This is a genomic window from Methylobacterium phyllostachyos, from assembly GCF_900103445.1.
GTDB lineage: Bacteria > Pseudomonadota > Alphaproteobacteria > Rhizobiales > Beijerinckiaceae > Methylobacterium > Methylobacterium phyllostachyos.
The window spans coordinates 91,201-112,145 of the sequence record NZ_FNHS01000008.1 but is presented as its reverse complement, the minus strand read 5'-3'; the positions used below and the strand labels follow the sequence as shown (position 1 = coordinate 112,145).

22 protein-coding genes are annotated in these 20,945 nt (G+C 68.0%); 16 read left to right on the top strand and 6 right to left on the bottom strand.

The genetic code is table 11. From position 1 onward, the window contains the following. Positions 1-51 precede the first annotated feature (51 nt). From BLQ49_RS14295 to motA, 5 genes are all read right to left on the bottom strand, one after another. Positions 52-1,080: a flagellar motor switch protein FliG gene (locus BLQ49_RS14295; protein WP_091716681.1), complete on the bottom strand. Its 1,029-nt coding sequence runs from the start codon at positions 1,078-1,080 to the stop codon at positions 52-54. 14 nt (positions 1,081-1,094) lie between these two features. Continuing rightward, positions 1,095-1,481 (bottom strand): flagellar motor switch protein FliN, encoded by a 387-nt coding sequence (gene fliN / locus BLQ49_RS14290; protein ID WP_244507594.1) that lies wholly within the window; start codon positions 1,479-1,481, stop codon positions 1,095-1,097. A gap of 73 nt (positions 1,482-1,554) precedes the next feature. Continuing rightward, positions 1,555-1,890, bottom strand: a complete 336-nt coding sequence (locus BLQ49_RS14285; protein WP_091716679.1) for a hypothetical protein — start codon at positions 1,888-1,890, stop codon at positions 1,555-1,557. Then, positions 1,874-2,803: a flagellar motor switch protein FliM gene (locus BLQ49_RS14280; RefSeq protein WP_091716677.1), complete on the bottom strand. Its 930-nt coding sequence runs from the start codon at positions 2,801-2,803 to the stop codon at positions 1,874-1,876. The genes BLQ49_RS14285 and BLQ49_RS14280 overlap by 17 nt, the downstream gene beginning before the upstream one ends. A gap of 2 nt (positions 2,804-2,805) precedes the next feature. Next, positions 2,806-3,693 carry a flagellar motor stator protein MotA gene (gene motA, locus BLQ49_RS14275; protein WP_091716675.1) on the bottom strand — a complete coding sequence of 296 codons (888 nt, stop codon included), beginning with the start codon at positions 3,691-3,693 and terminating at the stop codon, positions 2,806-2,808. Positions 3,694-3,866: 173 nt separating this feature from the next. Here motA and BLQ49_RS14270 point away from each other — a divergent pair, with 173 nt between their 5' ends. The 16 genes from BLQ49_RS14270 to BLQ49_RS14195 all read left to right on the top strand — a co-directional run bounded on the left by BLQ49_RS14270 (position 3,867) and on the right by BLQ49_RS14195 (position 17,747). Next, the gene (locus tag BLQ49_RS14270) at positions 3,867-5,285 is read left to right on the top strand and encodes a DUF1217 domain-containing protein (RefSeq protein WP_091716673.1); all 1,419 of its coding nucleotides are present in this window, start codon (positions 3,867-3,869) and stop codon (positions 5,283-5,285) included. 1 nt (position 5,286) lies between these two features. Continuing rightward, positions 5,287-6,027, top strand: a complete 741-nt coding sequence (gene flgF / locus BLQ49_RS14265; protein ID WP_091716671.1) for a flagellar basal-body rod protein FlgF — start codon at positions 5,287-5,289, stop codon at positions 6,025-6,027. 52 nt (positions 6,028-6,079) lie between these two features. Continuing rightward, positions 6,080-7,399 carry a flagellar protein export ATPase FliI gene (gene fliI / locus BLQ49_RS14260; protein WP_091716669.1) on the top strand — a complete coding sequence of 440 codons (1,320 nt, stop codon included), beginning with the start codon at positions 6,080-6,082 and terminating at the stop codon, positions 7,397-7,399. Positions 7,400-7,505: 106 nt separating this feature from the next. Continuing rightward, on the top strand, positions 7,506-8,735 hold the full coding sequence (locus BLQ49_RS14255; RefSeq protein ID WP_091716667.1) for a flagellar hook protein FlgE: 1,230 nt from the start codon (positions 7,506-7,508) through the stop codon (positions 8,733-8,735). A gap of 23 nt (positions 8,736-8,758) precedes the next feature. Beyond that, positions 8,759-10,219, top strand: a complete 1,461-nt coding sequence (gene flgK / locus BLQ49_RS14250) for a flagellar hook-associated protein FlgK (protein WP_091716665.1) — start codon at positions 8,759-8,761, stop codon at positions 10,217-10,219. Positions 10,220-10,223: 4 nt separating this feature from the next. Then, on the top strand, positions 10,224-11,294 hold the full coding sequence (locus tag BLQ49_RS14245; RefSeq protein WP_091716664.1) for a flagellar hook-associated family protein: 1,071 nt from the start codon (positions 10,224-10,226) through the stop codon (positions 11,292-11,294). An 89-nt stretch (positions 11,295-11,383) separates the two neighbouring features. Then, positions 11,384-11,731 carry a flagellar biosynthesis regulator FlaF gene (gene flaF, locus BLQ49_RS14240; protein ID WP_091716662.1) on the top strand — a complete coding sequence of 116 codons (348 nt, stop codon included), beginning with the start codon at positions 11,384-11,386 and terminating at the stop codon, positions 11,729-11,731. Further along, positions 11,728-12,150 carry a flagellar biosynthesis repressor FlbT gene (gene flbT, locus BLQ49_RS14235; RefSeq protein ID WP_091716660.1) on the top strand — a complete coding sequence of 141 codons (423 nt, stop codon included), beginning with the start codon at positions 11,728-11,730 and terminating at the stop codon, positions 12,148-12,150. Before flaF ends, flbT begins: the two co-directional genes overlap by 4 nt. Before the next feature lie 104 nt (positions 12,151-12,254). After that, positions 12,255-12,692: a flagellar hook assembly protein FlgD gene (gene flgD, locus BLQ49_RS14230; RefSeq protein ID WP_091716658.1), complete on the top strand. Its 438-nt coding sequence runs from the start codon at positions 12,255-12,257 to the stop codon at positions 12,690-12,692. A gap of 16 nt (positions 12,693-12,708) precedes the next feature. Continuing rightward, on the top strand, positions 12,709-12,975 hold the full coding sequence (gene fliQ / locus BLQ49_RS14225; RefSeq protein WP_091716656.1) for a flagellar biosynthesis protein FliQ: 267 nt from the start codon (positions 12,709-12,711) through the stop codon (positions 12,973-12,975). Between the two features lie 108 nt (positions 12,976-13,083). Beyond that, a complete protein-coding gene (gene flhA / locus BLQ49_RS14220; protein ID WP_091716654.1) occupies positions 13,084-15,174 on the top strand; it encodes a flagellar biosynthesis protein FlhA in 2,091 nt (696 codons plus the stop codon). Between the two features lie 6 nt (positions 15,175-15,180). Next, positions 15,181-15,927, top strand: a complete 747-nt coding sequence (fliR, locus tag BLQ49_RS14215; RefSeq protein WP_091716652.1) for a flagellar biosynthesis protein FliR — start codon at positions 15,181-15,183, stop codon at positions 15,925-15,927. Positions 15,928-15,939: 12 nt separating this feature from the next. After that, entirely contained in the window at positions 15,940-16,461 is a 522-nt protein-coding gene (locus BLQ49_RS14210; protein WP_091716650.1) for a hypothetical protein, read from the top strand. Then, positions 16,458-16,931, top strand: coding sequence for a rod-binding protein (locus BLQ49_RS14205; RefSeq protein ID WP_091716648.1), 474 nt, complete (start codon positions 16,458-16,460; stop codon positions 16,929-16,931). The genes BLQ49_RS14210 and BLQ49_RS14205 overlap by 4 nt, the downstream gene beginning before the upstream one ends. 24 nt (positions 16,932-16,955) lie before the next feature. Continuing rightward, positions 16,956-17,291: a flagellar protein FlgN gene (locus BLQ49_RS14200; protein ID WP_091716646.1), complete on the top strand. Its 336-nt coding sequence runs from the start codon at positions 16,956-16,958 to the stop codon at positions 17,289-17,291. A 6-nt stretch (positions 17,292-17,297) separates the two neighbouring features. Beyond that, the gene (locus BLQ49_RS14195; RefSeq protein ID WP_091716643.1) at positions 17,298-17,747 is read left to right on the top strand and encodes a hypothetical protein; all 450 of its coding nucleotides are present in this window, start codon (positions 17,298-17,300) and stop codon (positions 17,745-17,747) included. Between the two features lie 312 nt (positions 17,748-18,059). Here BLQ49_RS14195 and BLQ49_RS14190 read toward each other — a convergent pair whose 3' ends face one another. After that, positions 18,060-20,717 carry a hypothetical protein gene (locus BLQ49_RS14190; RefSeq protein WP_091716641.1) on the bottom strand — a complete coding sequence of 886 codons (2,658 nt, stop codon included), beginning with the start codon at positions 20,715-20,717 and terminating at the stop codon, positions 18,060-18,062. Between the last annotated feature and the right edge of the window lie 228 nt (positions 20,718-20,945).

Below are 20,945 nucleotides of genomic sequence, written 5' to 3'. Positions count from 1 at the left end.
CCATCGCGGGGGCGGCCGGCTCGGCGGGGAAGGGGGCAATCGGGCACGGCACTAGCGGATGTAAGTGTCTTCCGTGTCGGTCGCGTTGAGTTCGATCTCGCCGCGCGCCGCCATCTCCAGGGCCTGGTCGGTGATGAAGCGGCGCGCCTCGAGCACGTCCCGCTGGGAGGCCGGCTCGCCACCGTCCAGTTCATGCTCGACGAGGCGGCGCGCGCGGGCGGTCAGGCCACTCAGCACGACGCCGCGCAGTTGCGGGTTCGTGCCCTTGAGCGCGAGGATCACCTTCTCGTGCGGGATCTGGTCGAACAGGGTGGTGCGCGCGCGCGGCGTCAAGTTGATGATGTCGTCGAAGGTGAAGAGCAGGCTCTTCAGGATCTCCGCCGATTTCGGCCGCGACTGCGAGAGGTTGTCGAGGACCTCCTCCATGCTCTGGCGCTCCATCTTGTTGATGATGTCCGCCATCCGCGAATGGGTATCCGCCGCAGCGTTGCGCGCGAGGTTGATCATGAAGTCTTCGTGGATCGTCTGCTCGATCATCTTCATCGTCGCGTCGACGATCGGCTTGAACGTCAGCATCCGCCGCATGACGCCGTTGCGCACGGGGGCGGGAAGCTGGGCCATCACCTTGGCGGCGCAGGCGGGCTTAACCTTCGAGAGGATCAACGCGATCGTCTGCGGGTGCTCCTTCAACAGGTAGGTGGCCAGGGCGGCCTCCGAACCGTTCGAGATCCGGTCCCAGATCGAGCGCTCGCCCGCCCCGAGGACATCGGACATGAGTTCGGCGATCTGCTCCGGCGGCAGGACCCCATCCAGCAGCTTCTCCATTTCCCGGGCCGTGCCGACCAGGTTGGCGCCGTCGGCGAACATCGCGGCCACCTGCTCGATGAGCACCTCCAGCTGATCGCGGGGCACCGGCCCGAGCTGTGCCACGGCGCGGGTGATCTGCTTCAGCTCGGCGGCGTCGAAGTATTTGACCAGCCGGCTGGAGGTGGGCTTGCTCATCGCGATGAGGACGGCGGCGACCTCCTCGGACGGCGTCAGGACGCGCACACTCGGCTTGGACACGGGACCTACGGCCATGGCGGTGCGTCCTGTCAGCCGTTGGGTTCGGCCGCGGTGGAGCCGACGATCTCGGTGAGGGACACGCCGAAGCGCGAATTGTCATCCTCCACCACCACGACCTCGCCCCGGGCGATGACACGGCCGTTCACCACGACGTCGACGGGCTCGCCGACCCGGTGATCGAGGGGGACGATCGCGCCCCGGCCGAGCTTCATCAGGTTGGAGACCGGCATCGTCGCCGAGCCGAGGACGACCTGCATCAGCACCGGGATCCGCAGGATCGAATCGAGGTTGCGCCCGGTGCCCAGGCGCTCGTCCCGCGCGCCCTGCTCGGTGGCCTGGGCCTCGATCTTGGCGAACAGGCCTTCGCTGTGGCCGGTCCCGGAATCGAGGTTCGACTGGTCTGGGGGCGGTGACATCGGGCACTCCTCTTGAAAAGTACGGCCGCGGGGCCGCTTGGTGGGGGCGCGGCGGCAGGCCGGGCCGACGGCCTCAGGCGCCGGTCAGGCTGGGGCCGGCCCCGGGCTCCTGCGCCGCAGCGGGCTGGGCCGCGCTCGTCAGCCTGAGCCGCTCCGCCTTGAGCTCGTCGAGGGCCGCCTTCGCGGATTCGATCTCGCGGCTCAGATCCTCCAGGACCATCCGCCCGTCCTGCGCGAAGGCCTGCACGGCGTTGCTCGCACCGACCAGGGCGGTGGCGCTCCAATCGACCATGTCGCGATATTGCGCGTGGTATCGATCCAGGCGCTTCAACCGCAGATACATGGGCACGAGGCAGGCGGTCGTCGCGACCAGCGCGGCGAAGAGCAGGGCCTCAGCGGGCGAGAACATCGTCGATAAACTCCTGGTCCTGATCGATGAAGCGGTCCACGCGCAGGACGATGCCGCCTTCCGCCTGCCCGACGTCGCACCAGAACAGGTCGCGATCGTTGCCGACGAGCTTGGCGCGGCTGCGCGGGGTGGCCCTGAGTTCCAGAACCTGACCGACCTGCAGGTCGGCGATCTCGCCCAGGGTCAGCGGCCTCTCCTCCAGGATCGCCTTCAGGGTCACCGGGGTCTTCTGCACCTCGCCGGCGATCTGCTTGGTCCACTTGGAATCCCGGGCCGTGGTCTCGCCGACCAGGATCCGCCCCAGGCTCTGCCGCATCGGATTGAGGACGGATTGCGGGATGACGATGAACATCTCGCCGCCGCGGTTGAGCGCCTGCAGCAGGAAGCTCGCCGCCACCGCCTGGTTGTTCTGGCGGCCGATCACCGCGAAATCCATCCGCAGCTCGGTCCGCTCCAGCTTGAACGGCGTGTCGGCCACCAGCGAGAAGGCGGTTTGCATCGCCTTGCCGATCTGATCGAACAGGCGCTGGGCGATCCGCATCTCGATGCTTGAGAACGACCGCTCCTCGTTCAGCGGCGGCTCGGAGCCGTCGGAGCCGAGCAGCACCTCCACCATGGTGAAGATGAAGTCCCGGTCGAAGCCGACCAGGATGTGGCTGTCCCATTCCGCCGCGTGGAAGATGCCGGCGATCGCGTTCGACTCGTAGGGTTCGAGGATGTCGCCGAAGCGCTTGCTCTCCACGTTGCTCAGCGAGAAGTAGACCGGGGACGCCGCGAAGTGCCGGAGCTGATCCGCGCAGGCGGTCGCGACCCGGTCCAGGATCACGTGCAGCATCGGCAGGCGTTCGAGGGAGAGGCCGGCCGCGTCCAGCAGCCGGTCGCGGATATCGGCAGCGGCCTGTTGCTTGTCCATGGTCAGGCCGCCTCGCGTTCCGCGTCGCCGCCGCGCGGCCCGCCCGTGATCGTCGCCTGCTCGACCTCGTCGATCGTCGGCCGGTAGGCCGCCGTGATCGCCTTGCGGCCGTGCTCGACGGCGATCTGCGGCAGGGCGCCGTTCATGTAGGCCAGCAGGGTCTGCTTCACGATGATGTAGACCCGCCCCTGGGTCTCGCGGACCGCCTTGATCTTGTTGGCCAGCGGCCCGATCAGCCCGTAGGACACGAAGATGCCGGTGAAGGTGCCGACCAGGGCCGAGCCGATCAGGCCGCCCAGCAGGGCCGGCGACTGGTCGAGGGCGCCCATCGCCTTCACGATGCCCAGGATCGCCGCGACGATCCCCAGCGCCGGCAGCCCGTCGGCCATGCCCATCAGCGCCCCGTAGACCTTCAACTTGTCGTGGCGATGGGTGTTGATCTCCTCCTCCATCAGCGCCTCGATCTCGTAGGAGCGCGCGTTGCCGATGAGGATGAGGCGCACGTAGTCGCAGATGAACAGCTGCAATTCCGCATCGCGCGTCACCTTCGGATAAGCCTTGAAGATCTCGGAATTGGCCGGATCCTCCAGATGCGCCTCCACCTCGTTGCGCGGCTTGGAGCGCAGCTCCCGCGTGAGGGCGAACATGAGGCCGAGCAGCTGGAGGTAATCCTCCTTCTTCGGGACGCGGTTGAGCGCCCCGTCCATGATCGCACCACCCGTGCTCAGGACGACCTTGGTCGAGTTGGCGACCACGTAGGCACCGACGGACGCCCCCCCGAGGATGATGAATTCGAAGGGCTGCCAGATCACCGTGAGGTGGCCGCCCATGGCCGCGAAACCGCCGCCGACGCACACGATCGCGATCAGCAAGCCGACGATGATACTCACACGCGACGTCCTCAAACCCGGGCAGACAGAATCCGGCTCCTAGAGCGCCATGCTTGCGCAAGGCTGGAGCAGCATCTTCGGCGATCCGCACATTCGGCCTTTCGATTCCGGCAAGTTTCTGTCAAACTCGCCCGTAGAATTTCCGGACCTCCCGCAGATGAAGGGCTCGCACCATGACTTCGACCTTCACTGATTATCGAATTTTAACCTCAAATTACTCTGCAACCATCGAAAGAAAAGCCTCCGATTCGGCTACAAAAAAAGAAATACAGTACTTTCAGGACAACATCGGCAAGGTCAAGACGATCGACGACTTCCTCGGCAACAACCGTCTCTTCACCTTCGCGATGAAGGCCTACGGCCTGGACGACATGATCTCCTCGAAGGGCTTCATGAGGAAGGTCCTGATGGGCGAGGCCGACGCCAATGGACGCGTCCTGGTCAACCGCCTGCAGGATTCCCGGTACCAGGATTTCGCCGCGGCGTTCAATTTCCGGGAGTACGGCAACGATCCGACCCAGCCGATGAAGTTGGACGACGAGACGCAGGCCCTGATCGAGCAGATCGGCGGCATCAAGACCGTGCAGCAGAGGAAGGCCGAATACGATACACAGACCGAAAATACGGCGAACTACATTGATTCCATCGCGCCGTACATCAAAACGGTCGACGACATCGTCGCGGATTCCAAGGTATCGGACTTCGTCCGGACGGCGGTCGGCCTGCCCCCGGCCTCGGAGGATGACGACGCCTATACGCAGGCCCGGCAGATCGAGAGCAAGTTCGACGCGACCACCTTCCAGGATCCAGGGCGGATGGTCGACGTGTTCGATCACTATCGGACGGCGCGCCTGGACGGCCGCCAGGCCATCATCGATCCCTATTACCGCGCGGCCGGGACCTACGCGGCCTCCGACGCGGAGATCACCAAGCTGACGAATTACGTCCGCACCAAGCTGAAGACGATGAATTCCGCCCAGGATATCGTCAAGGACGCAGCCCTGACCGGCGCCATCGGAACCATCCTGGCGCTTCCCGGTGACCTGACCGGGCGCGCGCCGGACGAGCAGGCCAAGCTGATCAGCCAGAAGCTCGATGTCGCGAGCCTGCGGGATGGCAAGACGCTCAACACCTTCCTCGACAAGTTCCAGGCCCTGCGCAGCGACGCCCAGGCGGCGACGGTCAACGCCTACATCCAACAGTCGCTGGAGACGGATGCCGGCGCCGAGAACGAGGGCACCCGGCTCGCCCTGTATTTCCGGCGCAAGGTCGGCAGCGTGAAATCCGCCTACGGGCTCCTGGCCGATCCGGCCCTGGCCGAGGTGGTGCGGACGGCGGTCGGCCTGCCACCGGAATCGGCCAAGAGCAGTATCGACACCCAGGCCCGCCTGATCGAACGCAAGGTCGATCTCGCGAGCTTCAGGGATCCGGCCAAGCTGGAGCAGTTCATCAAGCGCTTCACCATCCTGTGGGACGCCAAGAACAACACAGCGCCGGCGCCGGCGCTGTCGATGCTCACGGATACCGGTGGTTCCGTGTTCGATTCGGACGTGCTGATCAGGCTGCAAAGCATCCGCACGGGGAGCCTGTGACATGCAATCGTCGCTCTACGTCGCGCTGTCGGCCCAGATGGCGCTCGAGCAGCGCCTGAACACGGTGGCGACCAACGTCGCCAATCTCGGGACGGCGGGCTACCGCGCCGAGGAGGTGAAGTTCGGGACGATCCTGTCCGAGGCGGGCAAGCGCGAGGTCGCCTTCGCGACACCGGGGGACACCTTCCTGTCGCGCAAGGGCGGTCCGCTCACCAAGACGGATTCGCCCCTCGATGTCGGGCTCAACGGCGACGGCTGGCTGGCGGTGCGGGGTCCGCAGGGCCCGGTCTACACCCGGGACGGCCGCATGCAGATCTCGGCGGCCGGCGACCTGCAGGATCTGAGCGGGCGACCGGTCCTGGATCCGGGGGGCTCGCCCCTGACGGTGGACCCGGAGGGGCCGGCGCTCACGATCGGCCAGGACGGGATCATCACCCAGGGCGCCAACCAGATCGGCGCGCTCGGCGTGTTCCGCCTCGACCCGGCCGCGAAGCTGACGCGGGTCGCCGGCGGCGCGGTGACCTCGGATCGGGCTGGGGTTCCGATCCTCGACTTCAACCAGCGCGGCGAGACGACGGTCCGGGTGCAGCAGGGTTTCCAAGAGGGCGCCAACGTCAATCCGGTGATGGAGATGGCGCGGCTCATCGAGATCACCCGCACCTTCCAGAGTGCGGCCTCCGCGGTGTCGGAAGCGGAAGCCTCGCTGCAGGACGCGATCCGCGGCCTCGGCCCGGCCTCTTGAGCGGCCGGCGCGAGACCGGCGGCTTACGGCACAGGCGCTTGCGGGAATCATCATGAACGCGCTGGATCGGCTCGCCGACGCCCTGGGGGACCGGGACGAGCATCCCCTCGTCCGGGTCGGCGGCGCCGTGCGGGAGATCGGGTTCGGGCATTGCCGGATCCGCATCGCCACGCCGCTGCTGCGCCTCGGCGACCGGATGCGGATCGAGGCGGCGGGGCGGCCGATCGACGGCGAGGTGGTGCGGATCGACGAGGAGGGCGTGATCCTCAAGCCGTTCGAGGGCCGGATCGAGGCCGGCCTCGGAGCGCCGGCCTACCGGATGGCGGCCGCGGCGCCCCGCCCCTGCGAGGGGTGGAAGGATCGGGTCATCAATGCCCTCGGGCAGCCGATCGACGGGAAGGGCGAACTGCCCCGGGGCGAGCGCGCCATGCCGCTCGACGCCGATCCGCCGCCGGCGATGCGCCGGGCCCGGGTCGACCAGCCGCTGCGGACCGGGGTGCGGGCCATCGACCTGTTCACCCCCCTCTGTGCCGCGCAGCGCATGGGCATCTTCGCCGGCTCGGGCGTGGGCAAGACGACGCTGCTGTCGATGCTCGCCCGCTGCTCGGGCTTCGACGCCGTGGTGGTCGCCCTGGTGGGCGAGCGCGGGCGCGAGGTGCGGGAATTCCTGGAGGGCCCGATCCTGGAGAGCCGGCCGCGCTCGGTGGTGGTGGTGGCGACCGGCGACGAGAGCCCGATGATGCGCCGGCAGGCGCCGAAGCTGGCGGTCGCGGTGGCGGAGTACTTTCGCGACCGGGGTCAGTCGGTGCTGCTCGTGCTCGATTCGGTGACCCGATTCGCCCACGCCGCCCGGGAGGTCGCCCTGGCGGCGGGCGAGCCGCCGGTGGCACGGGGCTACCCACCGAGCGTGTTCGGCGACCTGCCGCGCCTTCTGGAGCGGGCGGGGCCGGGGCTGGAGGGCGGGGGCTCGATCACCGGCATCTTCTCCGTGCTGATCGACGGTGACGACCACAATGACCCGGTGGCCGACAGCATCCGCGGAACGCTGGACGGGCACATCGTCCTCGACCGGGCGATCGCCGACCAGGGCCGCTACCCGGCGATCAACCTGCTCGGCTCGATCTCGCGCCTCGCCGATCTGGTCTGGACGCCGCAGCAGCGGGAGCTGGTGCGCACGCTCAAGGGCATGATCGCCCGCTTCGAGGATTCCCGGGACCTGCGCCTGATGGGCGGCTACCACGCGGGGACCGACCCCGAGCTGGATCAGGCGGTCGCGCTGATCCCCAAGATCTACGCCGCCCTCCGGCAGGACCCGAGCGAGCCGGAGAGCCACGACGCCTTCCTGGATCTGGCCAACGCCCTCCGGGGCTGAGGCGGATCGGGCAGCCTGACGATCGGGGTCGCAGAGCGGGGAAAGCCTCGCGCAAGCGAACCCTGCTCTGAGTATACACTAGGTCTTTCGACGAGGAGTTCTGGCCATGGGTCTGTACGGAGTGCTGAACGCCGGCGTGTCTGGAATGAACGCGCAGACGAACCGGCTGGGCGTTGTTGCGGACAACATCCAGAATCAGAACACGGTCGGCTACAAGCGCGGAAACACGCAGTTCTCCTCCATGCTGACGGATTCGAACGCCGGCTCCTACAATGCCGGATCGGTCAGCACCACAGTCCGGTACGGGATCGGTGGCAGCAGCAACCAGGGCACGACGCAGCAGACGACGTCCAGCACCGACATGGCGATCCAGGGGGAGGGGTTCTTCATCGTGAAGGACCGGGGCGGCACCCCGCACCTCACCCGGGCGGGGAATTTCGTGGTCGATGGCCCGTCGGGCAACATGGTGAATGCCGCCGGTATGACGTTGCAGGGCTACAGCCTGGCCAACGGCGATCCGAAGGTGTCGCTGAACAGCTATGACGGCCTCGTGCCGGTCAACATCGCAAGCCTGGCCGGGAAGACGAGCCCCTCGACGGCTGGAACGCTGGCGGGCAACCTGTACATCGACGCTCCGAACAACGGGCAGCCCATAAGCTCGACCAACTATACGAAGACTTACTCGATCACGACCTATGACAATGCCGGTCGACCGTCGAATGTCGACATCAATTTCATAAAGAAGGCTGACGGCCAGTGGGAGGCCGCAGCCTTCAGCCGCGACACCCCGACTGCAAAGGGCGGCCAGCTCGGCAGCACCGTGCCCATGACCTTCGACGGGAGCGGCAAACCGACCTCCACCCCGAAGCTGAGCTGGACCGTACCAAACGGCCAGTCCTTCACCCTCGACCTGTCGGCGATCACGCAGAATGCTGGCGATTACAGCATGAAGACCACGGCCATCGACGGAAACCTCCCGAGTGCCGTCAAGAGCACGAATATCGCCACGGACGGCACGGTCTACGCGGTCTACGAGGACGGCTCGCGCTACGCGGCCTACAAGATCCCGCTGGCCACGGTGGCGAGCCCGGACAACCTCACCCCGCGCGCGGGCAACGTCTACGACGTGAGCAACACGTCCGGTCTTGTGCGCACCGGCTTTCCCAACATCGACGGACGCGGCTCGATCCTGAGCAGCATGCTCGAGCAATCCACGGTCGATCTCGGCGACGAGCTGGCGACCATGATCGCCTCGCAGACCAGCTACGGCGCCAACTCGAAGGTGTTCCAGACCGGCACCGAGATGCTCGAGACCCTGGTCAACCTGAAGCGCTGATTCGGGATTAGAGGACGCGCAGGATGAGTCTCTCCGTTGCCCTGAACACGGCGCGCGGGTCGCTGCTGTCAAACGGGACACAGACCGATACGGTATCCCGCAACGTCTCGGGCGTCGGCGACGCGTCCTATTCGCGCAAGACCGCGTCCCTGATCACGACGGACGGGGCGGTCCGGGTCGTGGTCGCCCGCGTCAGCAACACGGCGCTGTTCGACAAGATGATCGGCAGCACGTCGGAACTGGCGGGGCGCCAAGCGATCCTGGACGGCCTGACGAAGCTGCAGGAGACGGTCGGCGACACGCAGGAGGACGGTTCCGTGGCCGCCAAGGTCAGCGTCCTCAACCAGGCGCTGAGCAATGCCGCGAACCAGCCCAACGACCAGAACCTGGCCAAGGCCGCCGTGGCGGCGGCGAAGGACTTGGCGCTGGCGCTGAACCGGGCCAGCGGCACGGTGCAGGCCACCCGCAAGATCGCGGACGACGAGATCGGCGCCTCCGTCCAGACGATCAACGACCTGCTGGCGCAGTTCGACAAGGCCAACAAGGCCGTGATGACCGGAACGGTCACCGGGGCCGACATCAGCGACGCGTTGGACAACCGCGACAAGATCCTCGCGCAGCTGTCGCAGGAGATCAGCATCACCACGGTGGTGCGGGCCAACAACGACATGGCGATCTATGCCGATAACGGCTCGCCGCTCTTCGACAAGGTCGCGCGGCCGGTGACCTTCGCGCCGACCGCCGCCTTCGCGGCAGGCCTATCGGGCAACGCGGTGTTCATCGACGGCGTGCAGGTCACGGGCAGCGCCTCGCTGATGCCGCTCCAGGCCGGGCGCATCGTCGGGCAGATTGCGGTGCGCGACGACATCGCGGTCACGTATCAGGCGCAGCTCGACGCGGTCGCCGGCGGGCTGATCGCGGCCTTCGCCGAGACGGACAAGGACAACCCCACGACCGGGACCGCCCTGGCGGGCCTCCTGACCTATGCCGGGGGGCCGACCCTGCCGGCTCTGGGCAAGGCGGGGCTCGCCGCCAGCATCCAGGTGAACCCGAAGGCGGATCCCGCCCAGGGGGGAGACTCGTTCACCCTGCGGGACGGCGGCATGAATGCGGGGTCGCAGTACCAGTACAACACCTCGGGCGCAGCCGCCTTCTCGGACCATCTGCGCGCGCTTCAGACGGCTTTCCGGTTGGATCGGACCTTCCCGGCGAATTCGGAACTGCCGCTCTCGACCTCAGTGATGACGGCCGCCCAGGCCTCGGCGAGCTGGCTGGAAGCCTCCCGCAAGGCCGCCTCGGGTCGGGTCGACACCGAATCGGCCGTGCTCAGCAGCGCCTCCACGGCCCTCTCGAACGCCACCGGCGTGAACCGGGACGACGAGATCGCCCAGATGCTCCAGCTGGAGAAATCCTACGCGGCCTCCGCCAAGCTCATCGCGACGGTCAACGCGATGCTCCAATCCCTCCTCGATGCGGTGAGGTAGTCCGATGCGGACGAACTACATCTCGACGGTCAGTTTCCTGAACACGCCGCGCGCGTCCATGAACCGTCTCCAGTCGGACCTGAATAAGGCCAATGCCGAGAGCACGAATGACGGCCGCTACGCGGATGTCGGTCTCCAGCTCGGCTACCGGACCGGGCTCACCCTCGATCTCCGGCAGGGTCTCGACGACCTCAAGGCGCAGCAGGATCGCAACGGCCTGACGAGCACCCGGATCAACAGCGCCTACCAAGCCCTCGACCGAGCCCGGACCGACGGGGAAGCCTTCATGGCGACGCTGACGCCCGGGAAGCTGAACGACACCAGCGCCACCACGATCGCGCAGGCCTCGTCCGCCAAGCTCACGGCGCTGATCGCGGAGCTGAACACGCAGACGGGCGGCCAATACCTGTTCGGCGGGATCAACACGAGCCAGGTCCCGATCGCGGATTACGAGACGACTTCGGGGACGCCCTCGCCCGCCAAGCAGGCCTTCGTGGACGCGTTCAAAACCCAGTTCCATTTCGAGCCCGGCACGCAGCCGCAATCCAGCGACATCACCCCCGCGCAGATGCAGAGCTTCCTGGCGGATGGCGGCCCCTTCGCGGCGCTCTTCTCCGACGCGCAGTGGAAAGACAAGTGGTCCAAAGCGTCCGACACGCCGGTCCGCAGCGAGATCGCCCGCAACGAGACGGTCGACAGTTCCGTAAGCGCCAACGCCCAGCCCCTGCGGCAGCTGGCGATGTTGTACACGCTGGGCGCCTCCATCGGCCTGCCGAGCCTTTCCTCGAACACGCAGGCAGTCGTCTACGACAAGCTGCGCGGCCTCGCCGGCAGCGCGACCTGGGGCGTCACGAACATCCAGGCGGATGTGGGCGCCGTCCAGGCCCGCATCACCGATGTCGGAAAGCAGATGGATGTTCAGAAGAACATCCTCGAAACCGGCGTCAGGAATTTGGAGTACGGCGACCCCGTCGAGGCCGCAGCGCGCGTCAAGAGCCTGACGACACAGCTCGAGATTTCGTACTCCCTGACGAACCAGGTCAACAGACTCAGTCTCATGGACTACGTTCGATAATCCAGAGCTGTCTTGAACGGGCCTGAGGCGGACGGAAGACCGTCCGTATCGAGCCTGCATACCGAAGCGACACAAGAGGCACTTCTGCGATGTACGGCGCGTCTTACGCAGAGATCATGGATGAATCCCCCGCACTCGCCAGAGAACGGGAGCGGGCCGCCTTCGATCAGGCCATCGACCTGATGAAGCGGGCCGAGGCCGCGGACGCGCCGCCGGAGCTGCGCCAGGAGGCGACCAGCTTCCTGCAGCGCCTCTGGAGCCTGCTCATCGACGATCTCGCCAATCCGGAGAACGCCCTGTCGACGGAGCTGCGGGCGGACCTGATCTCCATCGGCCTGTGGAACATGAGCCGCGCCGATCAGATCCTGCGCGGCGATGCCGCCGGCTTCGAAGCCCTGATCTACGTCAACACGCTCGTCCGGGACGGTCTGCAATGAGCCGCTCCATCAACCTGAGCCTGCGGGGCCACGAGCGGATCTTCATCAACGGCGCAGTCCTGCGCGTCGATCGCAAGGTCACGATCGAGCTGCTCAACGACGCCACGTTCCTCCTGGAGGCGCATGTGCTGCAGGCGGAGCAGGCGACGACGCCGATCCGCCAGCTCTACTTCATCGCGCAGGCCATGCTGATCGACCCCAGCAACGCGGACCGGGTCCGGCACGCCTACGCCGAAGTCGACAGCTCGATCGTGGCGAGCGAGCCGGGACCGCAGGTCACATCCGCCCTGGCGGCGGCCCGGAATTTCCTCTCCGCCGGCCGGCCCTTCGAGGTCCTGCGGATCCTGCGGGGCCTGTTCGAAGCGGATACGTCGCGGGCCGCCAACACGGCAGGCGCGATCACCCATCAGGTCGCCTGAGGGCGCCCCCGAGACGAGCCGGGTGGCGCTGCGGGGGCCGGCTTGCCCCCTGCGTGCCCGCACGCCGCGACGGCCCGAACCCCTTATCGGTTGGAGATTGAGCGATGTCTGTACCGTCCACCAACACCGGATATTCGACCCCGCCAGCCGACACGACGGCCCAGGCGGAGGCCCGGAAGGCGGCCGCCGCCAAGACCGCGGCGAAGCAGTCGACCCTGAACTACGACAACTTCCTCAAGTTGCTCATGGCTCAGATGAAGAACCAGAATCCGACCGACCCGATGAAGTCGACGGAGTATATGGGCCAGTTGGCGACGTTCTCGCAGGTCGAGCAGAGCGTCAACATGAACAGCAAGCTCGACGCGCTGCTCGCCTCCTCGGCGATGTCCCAAGCCGGGAACCTCGTCGGCCACACCGTCACCGCGGCGGATCAGAAGATCACCGGGATGGTCACCTCCGTCCAGATGACCAAGGACGGGCTGCTCGCGCATCTCGATAGCGGCCAGGACGTGCCGTACGAGGCCGGCATGACCGTCTCGTAGCGGCCGATCCGGCGCCATGAACGAGATCGATGCCCTTGAGCTCGTCCGGACCGCCATCTGGACGATCATCGTCGCCTCCGGACCCGCGGTCGGGGCGGCCATGCTGGTGGGAATTCTGATCGCCCTGTTCCAGGCGCTGACCCAGATCCAAGAGGTCACCCTGACCTTCGTGCCGAAGATCGTGGTCGTCCTGGTGGTGATGATCATCACCGGGTCCTTCGTCGGCGGCCAGATCTACGCCTTCACCGAGCTGGTCTACGGCCGGATCATCACCGGCTTCTGAGCGGCGCCGGGGAACAGCCCGCCCGGGGGACCGGTGGGCGTGGCCGGCGCAACCCAGGCGCAAGCTTGCTGATCCAGAAGCGGCCTCGACACAGAGAGGGGTGAGAGCGTGGCAGCGGCCGTAGAGACGCTCGCGCCGGAGGGCAGGGTCCGGCGGGACGTGTGGTTCGCCTTGGGGATCATCGCGATCCTCGCGGTCCTGTTCCTGCCGGTTCCGGCGGTGCTGATCGATATCGGGCTGGCGCTCTCGATATCGCTGTCCGTGCTGATCCTGATGGTCGCCCTCTGGATCCAGAAGCCGCTCGAATTCTCATCCTTCCCGACGATCCTGCTGATCGTGACCCTGCTGCGCCTCGCGCTCGGGATCGCGACGACGCGCCTGATCCTGTCCAACGGCGATGCGGGCGTCGACGCGGCCGGCCACGTGATCGAGGGCTTCTCGCAGTTCGTCATGAGCGGCGACTTCGTGATCGGTCTGGTCGTGTTCGCCATCCTGATCACGGTGAACTTCCTGGTGATCACCAAGGGCGCCACCCGCATCGCCGAGGTCGGGGCCCGCTTCACCCTCGACGCGATCCCCGGCAAGCAGATGGCGATCGACGCCGACCTCTCCGCGGGCCTGATCGACGAGAAGGAGGCGCAGCAACGCCGACGGGAGCTGGAGGAGGAGAGCGCCTTCTTCGGCTCCATGGACGGCGCCTCGAAATTCGTGCGCGGCGAGGCGGTCGCCAGCCTGATCGTCATCGCGGTCAACATCTTCGGCGGGATCATCATCGGCGTCACCCGCCACGGGCTGCCGCTGGCGAAGGCCGCCGACATCTTCACCAAGCTCTCGGTGGGCGACGGGCTCGTCGCGCAGATCCCGGCCCTGATCGTGTCGCTGGCCGCGGGCCTGCTGGTCTCCAAGGGCGGCACACGGGGGACGACCGAGAAGGCGGTGCTGGGCCAGCTCAGCGCCTATCCGCGGGCGCTGTTCGTCGCCGCCGGGATGATGGCGCTGTTCGCGATCATGCCGGGGATGCCGTTCGTACCCTTCGCGCTGCTGAGCGCCCTGATGGGCACCATCGCCTACCTGATCCCCCGGCGCATCGCCGAGGCGCAGTCGAAGGTCGACGCCCAGGCGCAGGCCCAGGAGGAGCAGCGCCTTCTGGAGAGCCGCGAGAGCGAGGCCGTCAAGGACTCGCTCAAGACCGCCGAGATCGAATTGCGGCTGGGCAAGCACCTCGCGGTGCAATTGCAGGGCGCCCAGCAGGAGCTGGCTCACCGGGTCGGACGGATGCGCCGGAAATTCGCGCAGCAATACGGATTCGTGGTGCCCGACATCAAGCTGGTCGACTCGAACAGCGTCCCGAGCAAGACCTACGAGATCGCGATCCACGGGACCGTCATCGCCGCGCAGCAGGTGCGTCCCGGGGAGATGCTGATCGTCGTGGGCGACGGGCCGTTGCCCACGATCGCGGGGGAGGAGGTGCGCGAGCCGGCCTTCGGGATGCGGGCCGTCTGGGTGCCGGAGGCCTACGCCGCGGAGGCGCGGCGCGAGGGGTTCAGCCCGATCGACAGCCACTCCGTCATGCTGACCCATGTCAGCGAGGTCATCCGCAACAACCTGCCGCAGCTCCTGTCCTACAAGGACCTGCGGATGCTCATCGACCGGCTCGATTCGGAGTACAAGCGGCTGGTCGACGATATCTGCCCATCGCAGATCTCGTATTCGGGCCTGCAGGCGGTGCTCAAGCTGCTGCTCGCCGAGCGGGTCTCGATCCGCAACCTGCACCTGATCATCGAGGCCATCGCCGAGATCGTCCCCCATGCCCGCCGCGCCGAGCAGATCGCCGAGCATGTCCGACTGCGCATCGCCCAGCAGATCTGCGGCGACATCGCCGAGAACGGGGTGCTCAGCGTCCTGCGCCTCGGAAGCCGCTGGGACCTCAGCTTCCACCAGGCGCTCAAGCGCGACGTCAAGGGCGACGTGGCGGAGATCGACATGGACCCGCGGCTCATCGAGCAGTTCGGCGTCGAGGCCTCGGAGGCGATCCGCGCCCGGATGAAGACCGCCCACAAATTCGCCCTGGTCACGGCGCCGGAGGTGCGCGGCTACGTGCGGATGATCATCGAGCGCCTGTTCCCGACGATCCCGGTTCTGTCGCATGTCGAGATCGCCCGGGGCGTCGAGATCAAGTCCCTCGGCACGGTCTCCTGACCCCCGATGATCCCCGAGACGCTGCTCGGCGTGTTCGTGATCTTCTGCCGGGTCGGCGGCTGCCTGATGGTCGCCCCGGGCCTGTCGAGCACCCACGTGGCGCAGCGCGTCCGCCTGTTCATCGCCCTGACGGTGACCCTCGCGGTGTCGCCGCTGCTGCTGCCGAAGTTCAGCGCGCAGCTGCGCGACGCCGCGCCGGCCGACACCCTGTGGTGGATCGGCTGCGAGACGCTCACCGGGCTCACCATCGGCTTCTTCGGCCGGGCCTTCTATTTCGCCCTCGAGACCCTGGCGACCGGCGTGGCGACGATGATCGGCCTCGGGGGCATTCCGGGCAACCCGGTGGCCGAGACCGAGGGCGCGTCCCTGGCCGGCTCGCTGATCCTGATGGGCGCGACGATCCTGGTCTTCGCCCTGGACCTGCACTGGGAGCTGCTGCGCGGCCTCGTCGCCTCCTACGACCGCATCCCGGCCGGGAGCCCGTTCGGCGCTGGGCCGATGCTGGCGGGCTTCGTCGACCGGATCACCGAGGCCTTCGTCATGGCGGTGCGGGTGACGAGCCCGTTCGTCATCTACTCGGTGATCGTGAACCTTGCCCTGGGGCTCGCCAACAAGTTGACGCCGCAGATCCCGGTCTTCTTCATCGCCACGCCCTTCGTCCTCTTCGGCGGCCTGCTCCTGCTGATGTTCCTGTCCAACGACATGCTGGCGCAGTTCATCCAAGTCTACGAGCACTGGCTGAAATGGGGTTGAGGAGGGACCGCCATGCAGACACGACTCCGCAGGGCCACCCGGCTGATGCGCGTGCAGGACCGGATGCGCCAGCGCGCAGAACAGGAACTCGCCGGCCTGGAGCGCCGGGTCCAGGCGGCCGACACCGCGCAGGCAGACCTGATTCGCGCGCTCAACGAGGCCTCGGCCTTCCACGAGCCGCTTCGCGCGACAGCGCTCCACCGCCTGAAGAGCCTCGCGGTGACCGCGCAGGCGCTGCGGGCGGAGCGGGATGTCTCGGCGCAACAGCTCCTCGACCGGGCGACGCAGCACAAGCGAACCGAGAACTGGGTCGATCGCCTCGAAGCCGAGCACCGGCGTCATCGGGAGAAGCAGGATTGGGCCGAGCGGCTCGACCTGCTGTCGGCCGCCGCCGCCCCGGTGGCAAGCCTCCCGCCAGCCAAACCCGCTAACGGGGCGGACGAACCCGATAGACCCGCGACCGCACCCCGACCGGTCGATCCCGAAGACCGGACCGGCCACGGTCCCACCCATCCGGATACGAGTGCGCCGTGAGCGTCCAACCGCCCTCCGACATCGTCCTCGACGTGGCACGTGCCGCCGATCCGGCCCGCTATCAGGCCGCGGCGACCAAGCTGACGCAGGGCTCGCCCGCGACCTTCACCGACGCGCTCGGCGAGGCCGTGGCCGCGCGGGCCGGCATCCCCGCCATGGCGCAGCCGAGCGCCGACACGGTGTTGACGCGTTTCCGGACCGCCGCGACCCAGGCGGCTCCCAAACCCAAGGGGACGCCGGCGCAACAATTCGAGGCGTTCATCCTGCAGAGCTTCGTCGAATCGATGCTGCCCCAGGGGGCCGCGGCCGTGTTCGGCAAGGGCAATGCCGGGGCGATCTGGCGGTCGATGCTGGCCGAGCAGCTGGGCGGCCAGCTCGCCAAGGCCGGGGGAATCGGCATCGCCCGGATGATCGACAAGGCGCATCCGGGGACCGGCGAGCCCGCGCCGACCACCCGGACGAAGGCCTGAGGCTCCTCTTCAACGGATCGGACCATGCTGCTGTCATCCCTGAGCCGCCTCGAAGCGATCATCGACGCCGAGACCGCCGCGCTCACGGCGCACGACCTGCAGGACCAGGACGATTTCAACCGGCGCAAGAGCCAGAGCCTGGTGGAGCTCGCGCGGCTCGGCCGGGCAGTCGACGCGGCGCAGCTCAGCGCCCCTGAGATCGACTGCCTGGAGCGGGTCCGCGCCAAGCTCCGGCGCAACCACGAACTCCTCGGCATCCACCTACGCGCCATGCAGGAGGTCTCGGATATCGTCTCGACCATGATCCAGAGCGCCGAATCCGACGGCACCTACTCCGCCGCCCTACGCTATCAGGAGTGACCGCCCGTGGCCCGGATCGTCATCACCGGCCTCTGGATCTGCGCGATCACGGCCCTGTCCAGCTTCGCGGTGATCACCTGGATGCCGGCCCTGCCCAAGCCGAAGGCCGAGGAATATCTGGAGGGTCTGACCTACCAGAAGCTGAAGCCCCTCAGCATCCCGATCATCGCGGAGGGCAACGTCCAGGGTTACGTCATGGCCACGATGATCTTCACGGCCGATTCGCACCTGCTCAAGGGCATGGGCGTCACGCCGGCGCCGTTCGTGGCGGACGAGTCGTTCCGGCAGATCTACAGCGACGGCGATCTCGATTTTCGCAATCTCAAGAAATACGACATCAACAAGCGTCTTGAGGAGATCAGGCGTCGGGTCAACGAGCGCCTGGGCTCCGAGGTGGTCAAGGACGTGATGGTCGAGAACTTCAACTTCGTGACCAAGAAGGACATCCGGAGCTAAGGGCTCCGTTTCGTCTCGTTTCGCCGCGATCGCCGGTCCGGATAGGGTGTCCCGAGCGCTCGAGCCCGGCCCCTTTCCACCGCGTTCGGCGGCCTGCGTCACCACGAGCGCAGCGAAGCGACCCAGGGCAGCGCGACACCGGATTGCCCTCGCGCGCCTGGCAGCGACGCGCTTGCGTGTCGTCCCAACCTGGATGCCCTCCGCCGAAGCGGACGCCGCTTCGGCGCAAGGGGGCGAGCCGAAACAAGGGCCTCGCGCCAGGCTCGATCGCAACGCGATCGGGCATGGCGCCAAAGCCCGCTTGCGGGCCGGTCAGTGCGCGAAGGCGCGCCGGATTGCCTCCGCCTCGACCGCGCCGGCGAGCTGGGCCAGGCTCTCGGGGGACGTGGCGATCAACAGACCGCCGGCCACGCTCCGCAACCCCGAGAGGCCGTAGCGCAGGCTGGGCCCGGCCCGGCCACGGCACACCGCGACGTCACCGAATCGGCCGGCGATCGCATGAGGCACGATGTGCAGCCGCCGCTCGCCGTGCAGGGCGAAGACGCGCCGGGACGCGTCGAGGGCGACCATGATCGCGGCGTCGAAATGCAGGAAGCCTTCGACCGCGAGCGGGCGATCCCCGGTCGCGAACCCGTCGAGGACGGCGAGGCCGGAGAGATCCTCAAGCAGCACGAAGGCCCGGACGTGCCGGTAGTCCGCCCCGTGAACGTTGGTCTCGAGGCAGTGCAGGACGGCGTCGCCCAGGCGGATGGGGGCCCGGGCGAAGCCCGCACCGGCGCCCGGCTCGCGGCCATCCGGTACGGCGACGTTGTGCGCCCGTGCCGCCGGCAGATGCCGGCCTTCCACCTCCGTGATCCAGCGCAGCCCGCCCGACGCGTAGGTGAAGGACGTGCAGTCCCGATGGTCCTGCGGATGGACCTGCTCGGAGAAGTCGGACGTGAATGCCGACCAGCCCGTTCCTTCGTCCGGCCGACGCAGGCTGAGGACGCCGGACCGGGCTGCCCGGACGGGAATGGGCGCGGCGCCCCCCGCCGGTGCGGACGGCGATGCGGGCGGGGACGCGGGCGCGGGCCGCACCTGCGAGGCGGCCAGCCGCTTCAGCCAGCCGATGCGGTCGGGATGGTCGGGCGCGTCGTCGAACGGGGGGAGGGCGCCGTCCGGCTCGAACAGGGCGGCGAGACCGGCCCAGGCCTTGGGGACCCGCTCATCCAGGAATCCCGCCAGGGCGGCGAGGTCCGGCCGGGCGTTGAGGACGGGCATGAGGACGAGGGCGAGGGTGAGGATTTCCAGGCTGCGGTGATACGAGGGCTCCGCGATGCCGCCCTTGGGATCGATCAGCGCCTCGATGCCGCGCCGCAGGGCGAACGTCGCGAGGCCTGTCCAGTGCCGGGCCAGCGGGAAGGCCGGAAGGGCGAGGCCCACCGACAGCAGCGCGGCGCCGACCTGAACCTCCAGCGGCGAGCCCGACACCGTGTGCTGGGCGAGGATCTCGGCGAGCGCCGCGGCGTGCCGAACGACTTCGCCCCCCAGGGTCTCGACGGCGGCGCCGTCCGCCGAATCCTGCGCCGCGGTGGCGAGCAGACCCAGCAGCGCCTCCAGGCGCAGGGCCATGCAGGCGGGATGCAGGCTCAGCCCGTCCGCCGGCCGGCCCCAGGGATTGGCGCGGGACCAGGAGAGCGCGGCCGCGACCGCGCGGTCGCGGGTCTCGCGATCCGGGCTCTCTGCGGCGGCGCAGGCCCAGGTCAGGGACTGGAACGCAAGGCGCCACGCCTGCGATCGGAACGGGTCGGCCGCCCAGTCCGGCGCATCCGGCAGGGTCCAGGCCGGGTGCGGTGCGATCCGGATCGCCCCGCCGACGAGGCTGCAGGCGTCGGGCCCGTCGCGTAGGCGTGTGAAACCGCGCAGCGGGGAGGGCCGCTGCGCCAGGGCTGCCGGATCGAGGAAGGGCCGGATCGACGGCGCGGCGCCGCCGCTCCCCGCCTGGGGTCCCCCGAGACGGCCGATCAGCCGCGCCAGGAACGCCCCCGCGCCCGGATCCGCCTCGTCCGCCAGACCGTCGATCAAGTCCGCCAGCCGCAGATCGTCGTCGAGCAGGACCTCCGGCACGCCGGCCAGCGCGAGCTCCGCGCCCGCTTCCCAGACGGCGAACCCGATCTCCAGCGTCGCGGCGGATGGCGGCGGGGTGACCTTCAGGGTGAAGCGATAGGCTTGGCGATGGACCGGGATATCCAGGAAGGCGGGAATCGACAGCGTCGCCAGCGTGTCGGGATAGGGGGGCGGGATCGGAACGCCCCGGGCGTCCCGGAAGGCGATTCGCGCGAGCGCGCCCTCCGTCCGGCCCCGGGCGAGCATCTGGCCCTTGAAGACGAGCGGGCGCCCCGGGACGAGGCCGTGCCGGAACCAGACTGGCTTGGGACCGAGGGGGATCCGGCCGTCCCGCCTCAGCCGGGGCGATCCGGCCGAATCCGGCGCCACGGGCCCCGCCGGCCGGATCTCCGGATCGAGGATCCGGAACGGCTGCGTGTTGCGCCAGCTCCGGATGACGACCGTCACCTCCGCGGCCGGCGCCGGAAGGTAGAAGCGGCGGCGGACGGGGAGGGCACGCGCGCTCTGAGCGGTGGCTTGGCCGGTGGCCTGGCCGGCTGCGCCGGGCCCGGCCAGCCAGTCCCCGTGCGCATCCATCGAGGTCCGGCCCAGGCCCGGGACATGGGCGAAATCGACCTCGGATCGGTCCTGGGCCAGGAAGGCGAAGCCGATCGCCGCGAAATCCTTGGCCCCCGGGGCCGCCTCGGCATCCGCACAGAGCACGCATGCGCTGAACTCATACCACGTGTCCGGGGTCAGGCCGGGGAACGCGAGGACCGCCCGGGACCAGCGATTCCTGTTGCCGACGAGGCAATCCGCGGCGGGAAGCGTGGCGCCGGGGTCCGCCCGCACCGATGCGGGCGCGGAAGCGTGGTGTTCGTGCATCGGATCCGACAATTCTCGCAGGATCGGCCTCGGCCATATCGGCAGGTGACCATCACGGGGATACCGCAGCATGCCGAAGTTCAGTTGTCGATGGTCAATGTATGTCCGTAAAATTTGTATCAAACTGACATCAAGATCGACAGAAAATCTGAATTTTTCTCCGGCTCTTCACTCCAGAACACGATCTTGAGTGTTGGACAAATTCTTGACCCATTCATCTCCTTGGGT

What these genes read in the sequence shown, in the direction of transcription:
- flbT (WP_091716660.1), top strand. Translation starts at nt 11,728, where the DNA reads ATGAGCCGCTCCATCAACCTGAGCCTGCGGGGCCACGAGCGGATCTTC.
- fliN (WP_244507594.1), bottom strand. Translation starts at nt 1,481, where the DNA reads ATGTCACCGCCCCCAGACCAGTCGAACCTCGATTCCGGGACCGGCCAC.
- BLQ49_RS14190 (WP_091716641.1), bottom strand. Translation starts at nt 20,717, where the DNA reads ATGCACGAACACCACGCTTCCGCGCCCGCATCGGTGCGGGCGGACCCC.
- flgK (WP_091716665.1), top strand. Translation starts at nt 8,759, where the DNA reads ATGAGTCTCTCCGTTGCCCTGAACACGGCGCGCGGGTCGCTGCTGTCA.
- flaF (WP_091716662.1), top strand. Translation starts at nt 11,384, where the DNA reads ATGTACGGCGCGTCTTACGCAGAGATCATGGATGAATCCCCCGCACTC.
- fliR (WP_091716652.1), top strand. Translation starts at nt 15,181, where the DNA reads ATGATCCCCGAGACGCTGCTCGGCGTGTTCGTGATCTTCTGCCGGGTC.
- flgF (WP_091716671.1), top strand. Translation starts at nt 5,287, where the DNA reads ATGCAATCGTCGCTCTACGTCGCGCTGTCGGCCCAGATGGCGCTCGAG.
- BLQ49_RS14200 (WP_091716646.1), top strand. Translation starts at nt 16,956, where the DNA reads ATGCTGCTGTCATCCCTGAGCCGCCTCGAAGCGATCATCGACGCCGAG.
- fliQ (WP_091716656.1), top strand. Translation starts at nt 12,709, where the DNA reads ATGAACGAGATCGATGCCCTTGAGCTCGTCCGGACCGCCATCTGGACG.
- flgD (WP_091716658.1), top strand. Translation starts at nt 12,255, where the DNA reads ATGTCTGTACCGTCCACCAACACCGGATATTCGACCCCGCCAGCCGAC.
- BLQ49_RS14285 (WP_091716679.1), bottom strand. Translation starts at nt 1,890, where the DNA reads ATGTTCTCGCCCGCTGAGGCCCTGCTCTTCGCCGCGCTGGTCGCGACG.
- BLQ49_RS14295 (WP_091716681.1), bottom strand. Translation starts at nt 1,080, where the DNA reads ATGGCCGTAGGTCCCGTGTCCAAGCCGAGTGTGCGCGTCCTGACGCCG.
- BLQ49_RS14270 (WP_091716673.1), top strand. Translation starts at nt 3,867, where the DNA reads ATGACTTCGACCTTCACTGATTATCGAATTTTAACCTCAAATTACTCT.
- BLQ49_RS14245 (WP_091716664.1), top strand. Translation starts at nt 10,224, where the DNA reads ATGCGGACGAACTACATCTCGACGGTCAGTTTCCTGAACACGCCGCGC.
- BLQ49_RS14210 (WP_091716650.1), top strand. Translation starts at nt 15,940, where the DNA reads ATGCAGACACGACTCCGCAGGGCCACCCGGCTGATGCGCGTGCAGGAC.
- BLQ49_RS14255 (WP_091716667.1), top strand. Translation starts at nt 7,506, where the DNA reads ATGGGTCTGTACGGAGTGCTGAACGCCGGCGTGTCTGGAATGAACGCG.
- BLQ49_RS14280 (WP_091716677.1), bottom strand. Translation starts at nt 2,803, where the DNA reads ATGGACAAGCAACAGGCCGCTGCCGATATCCGCGACCGGCTGCTGGAC.
- fliI (WP_091716669.1), top strand. Translation starts at nt 6,080, where the DNA reads ATGAACGCGCTGGATCGGCTCGCCGACGCCCTGGGGGACCGGGACGAG.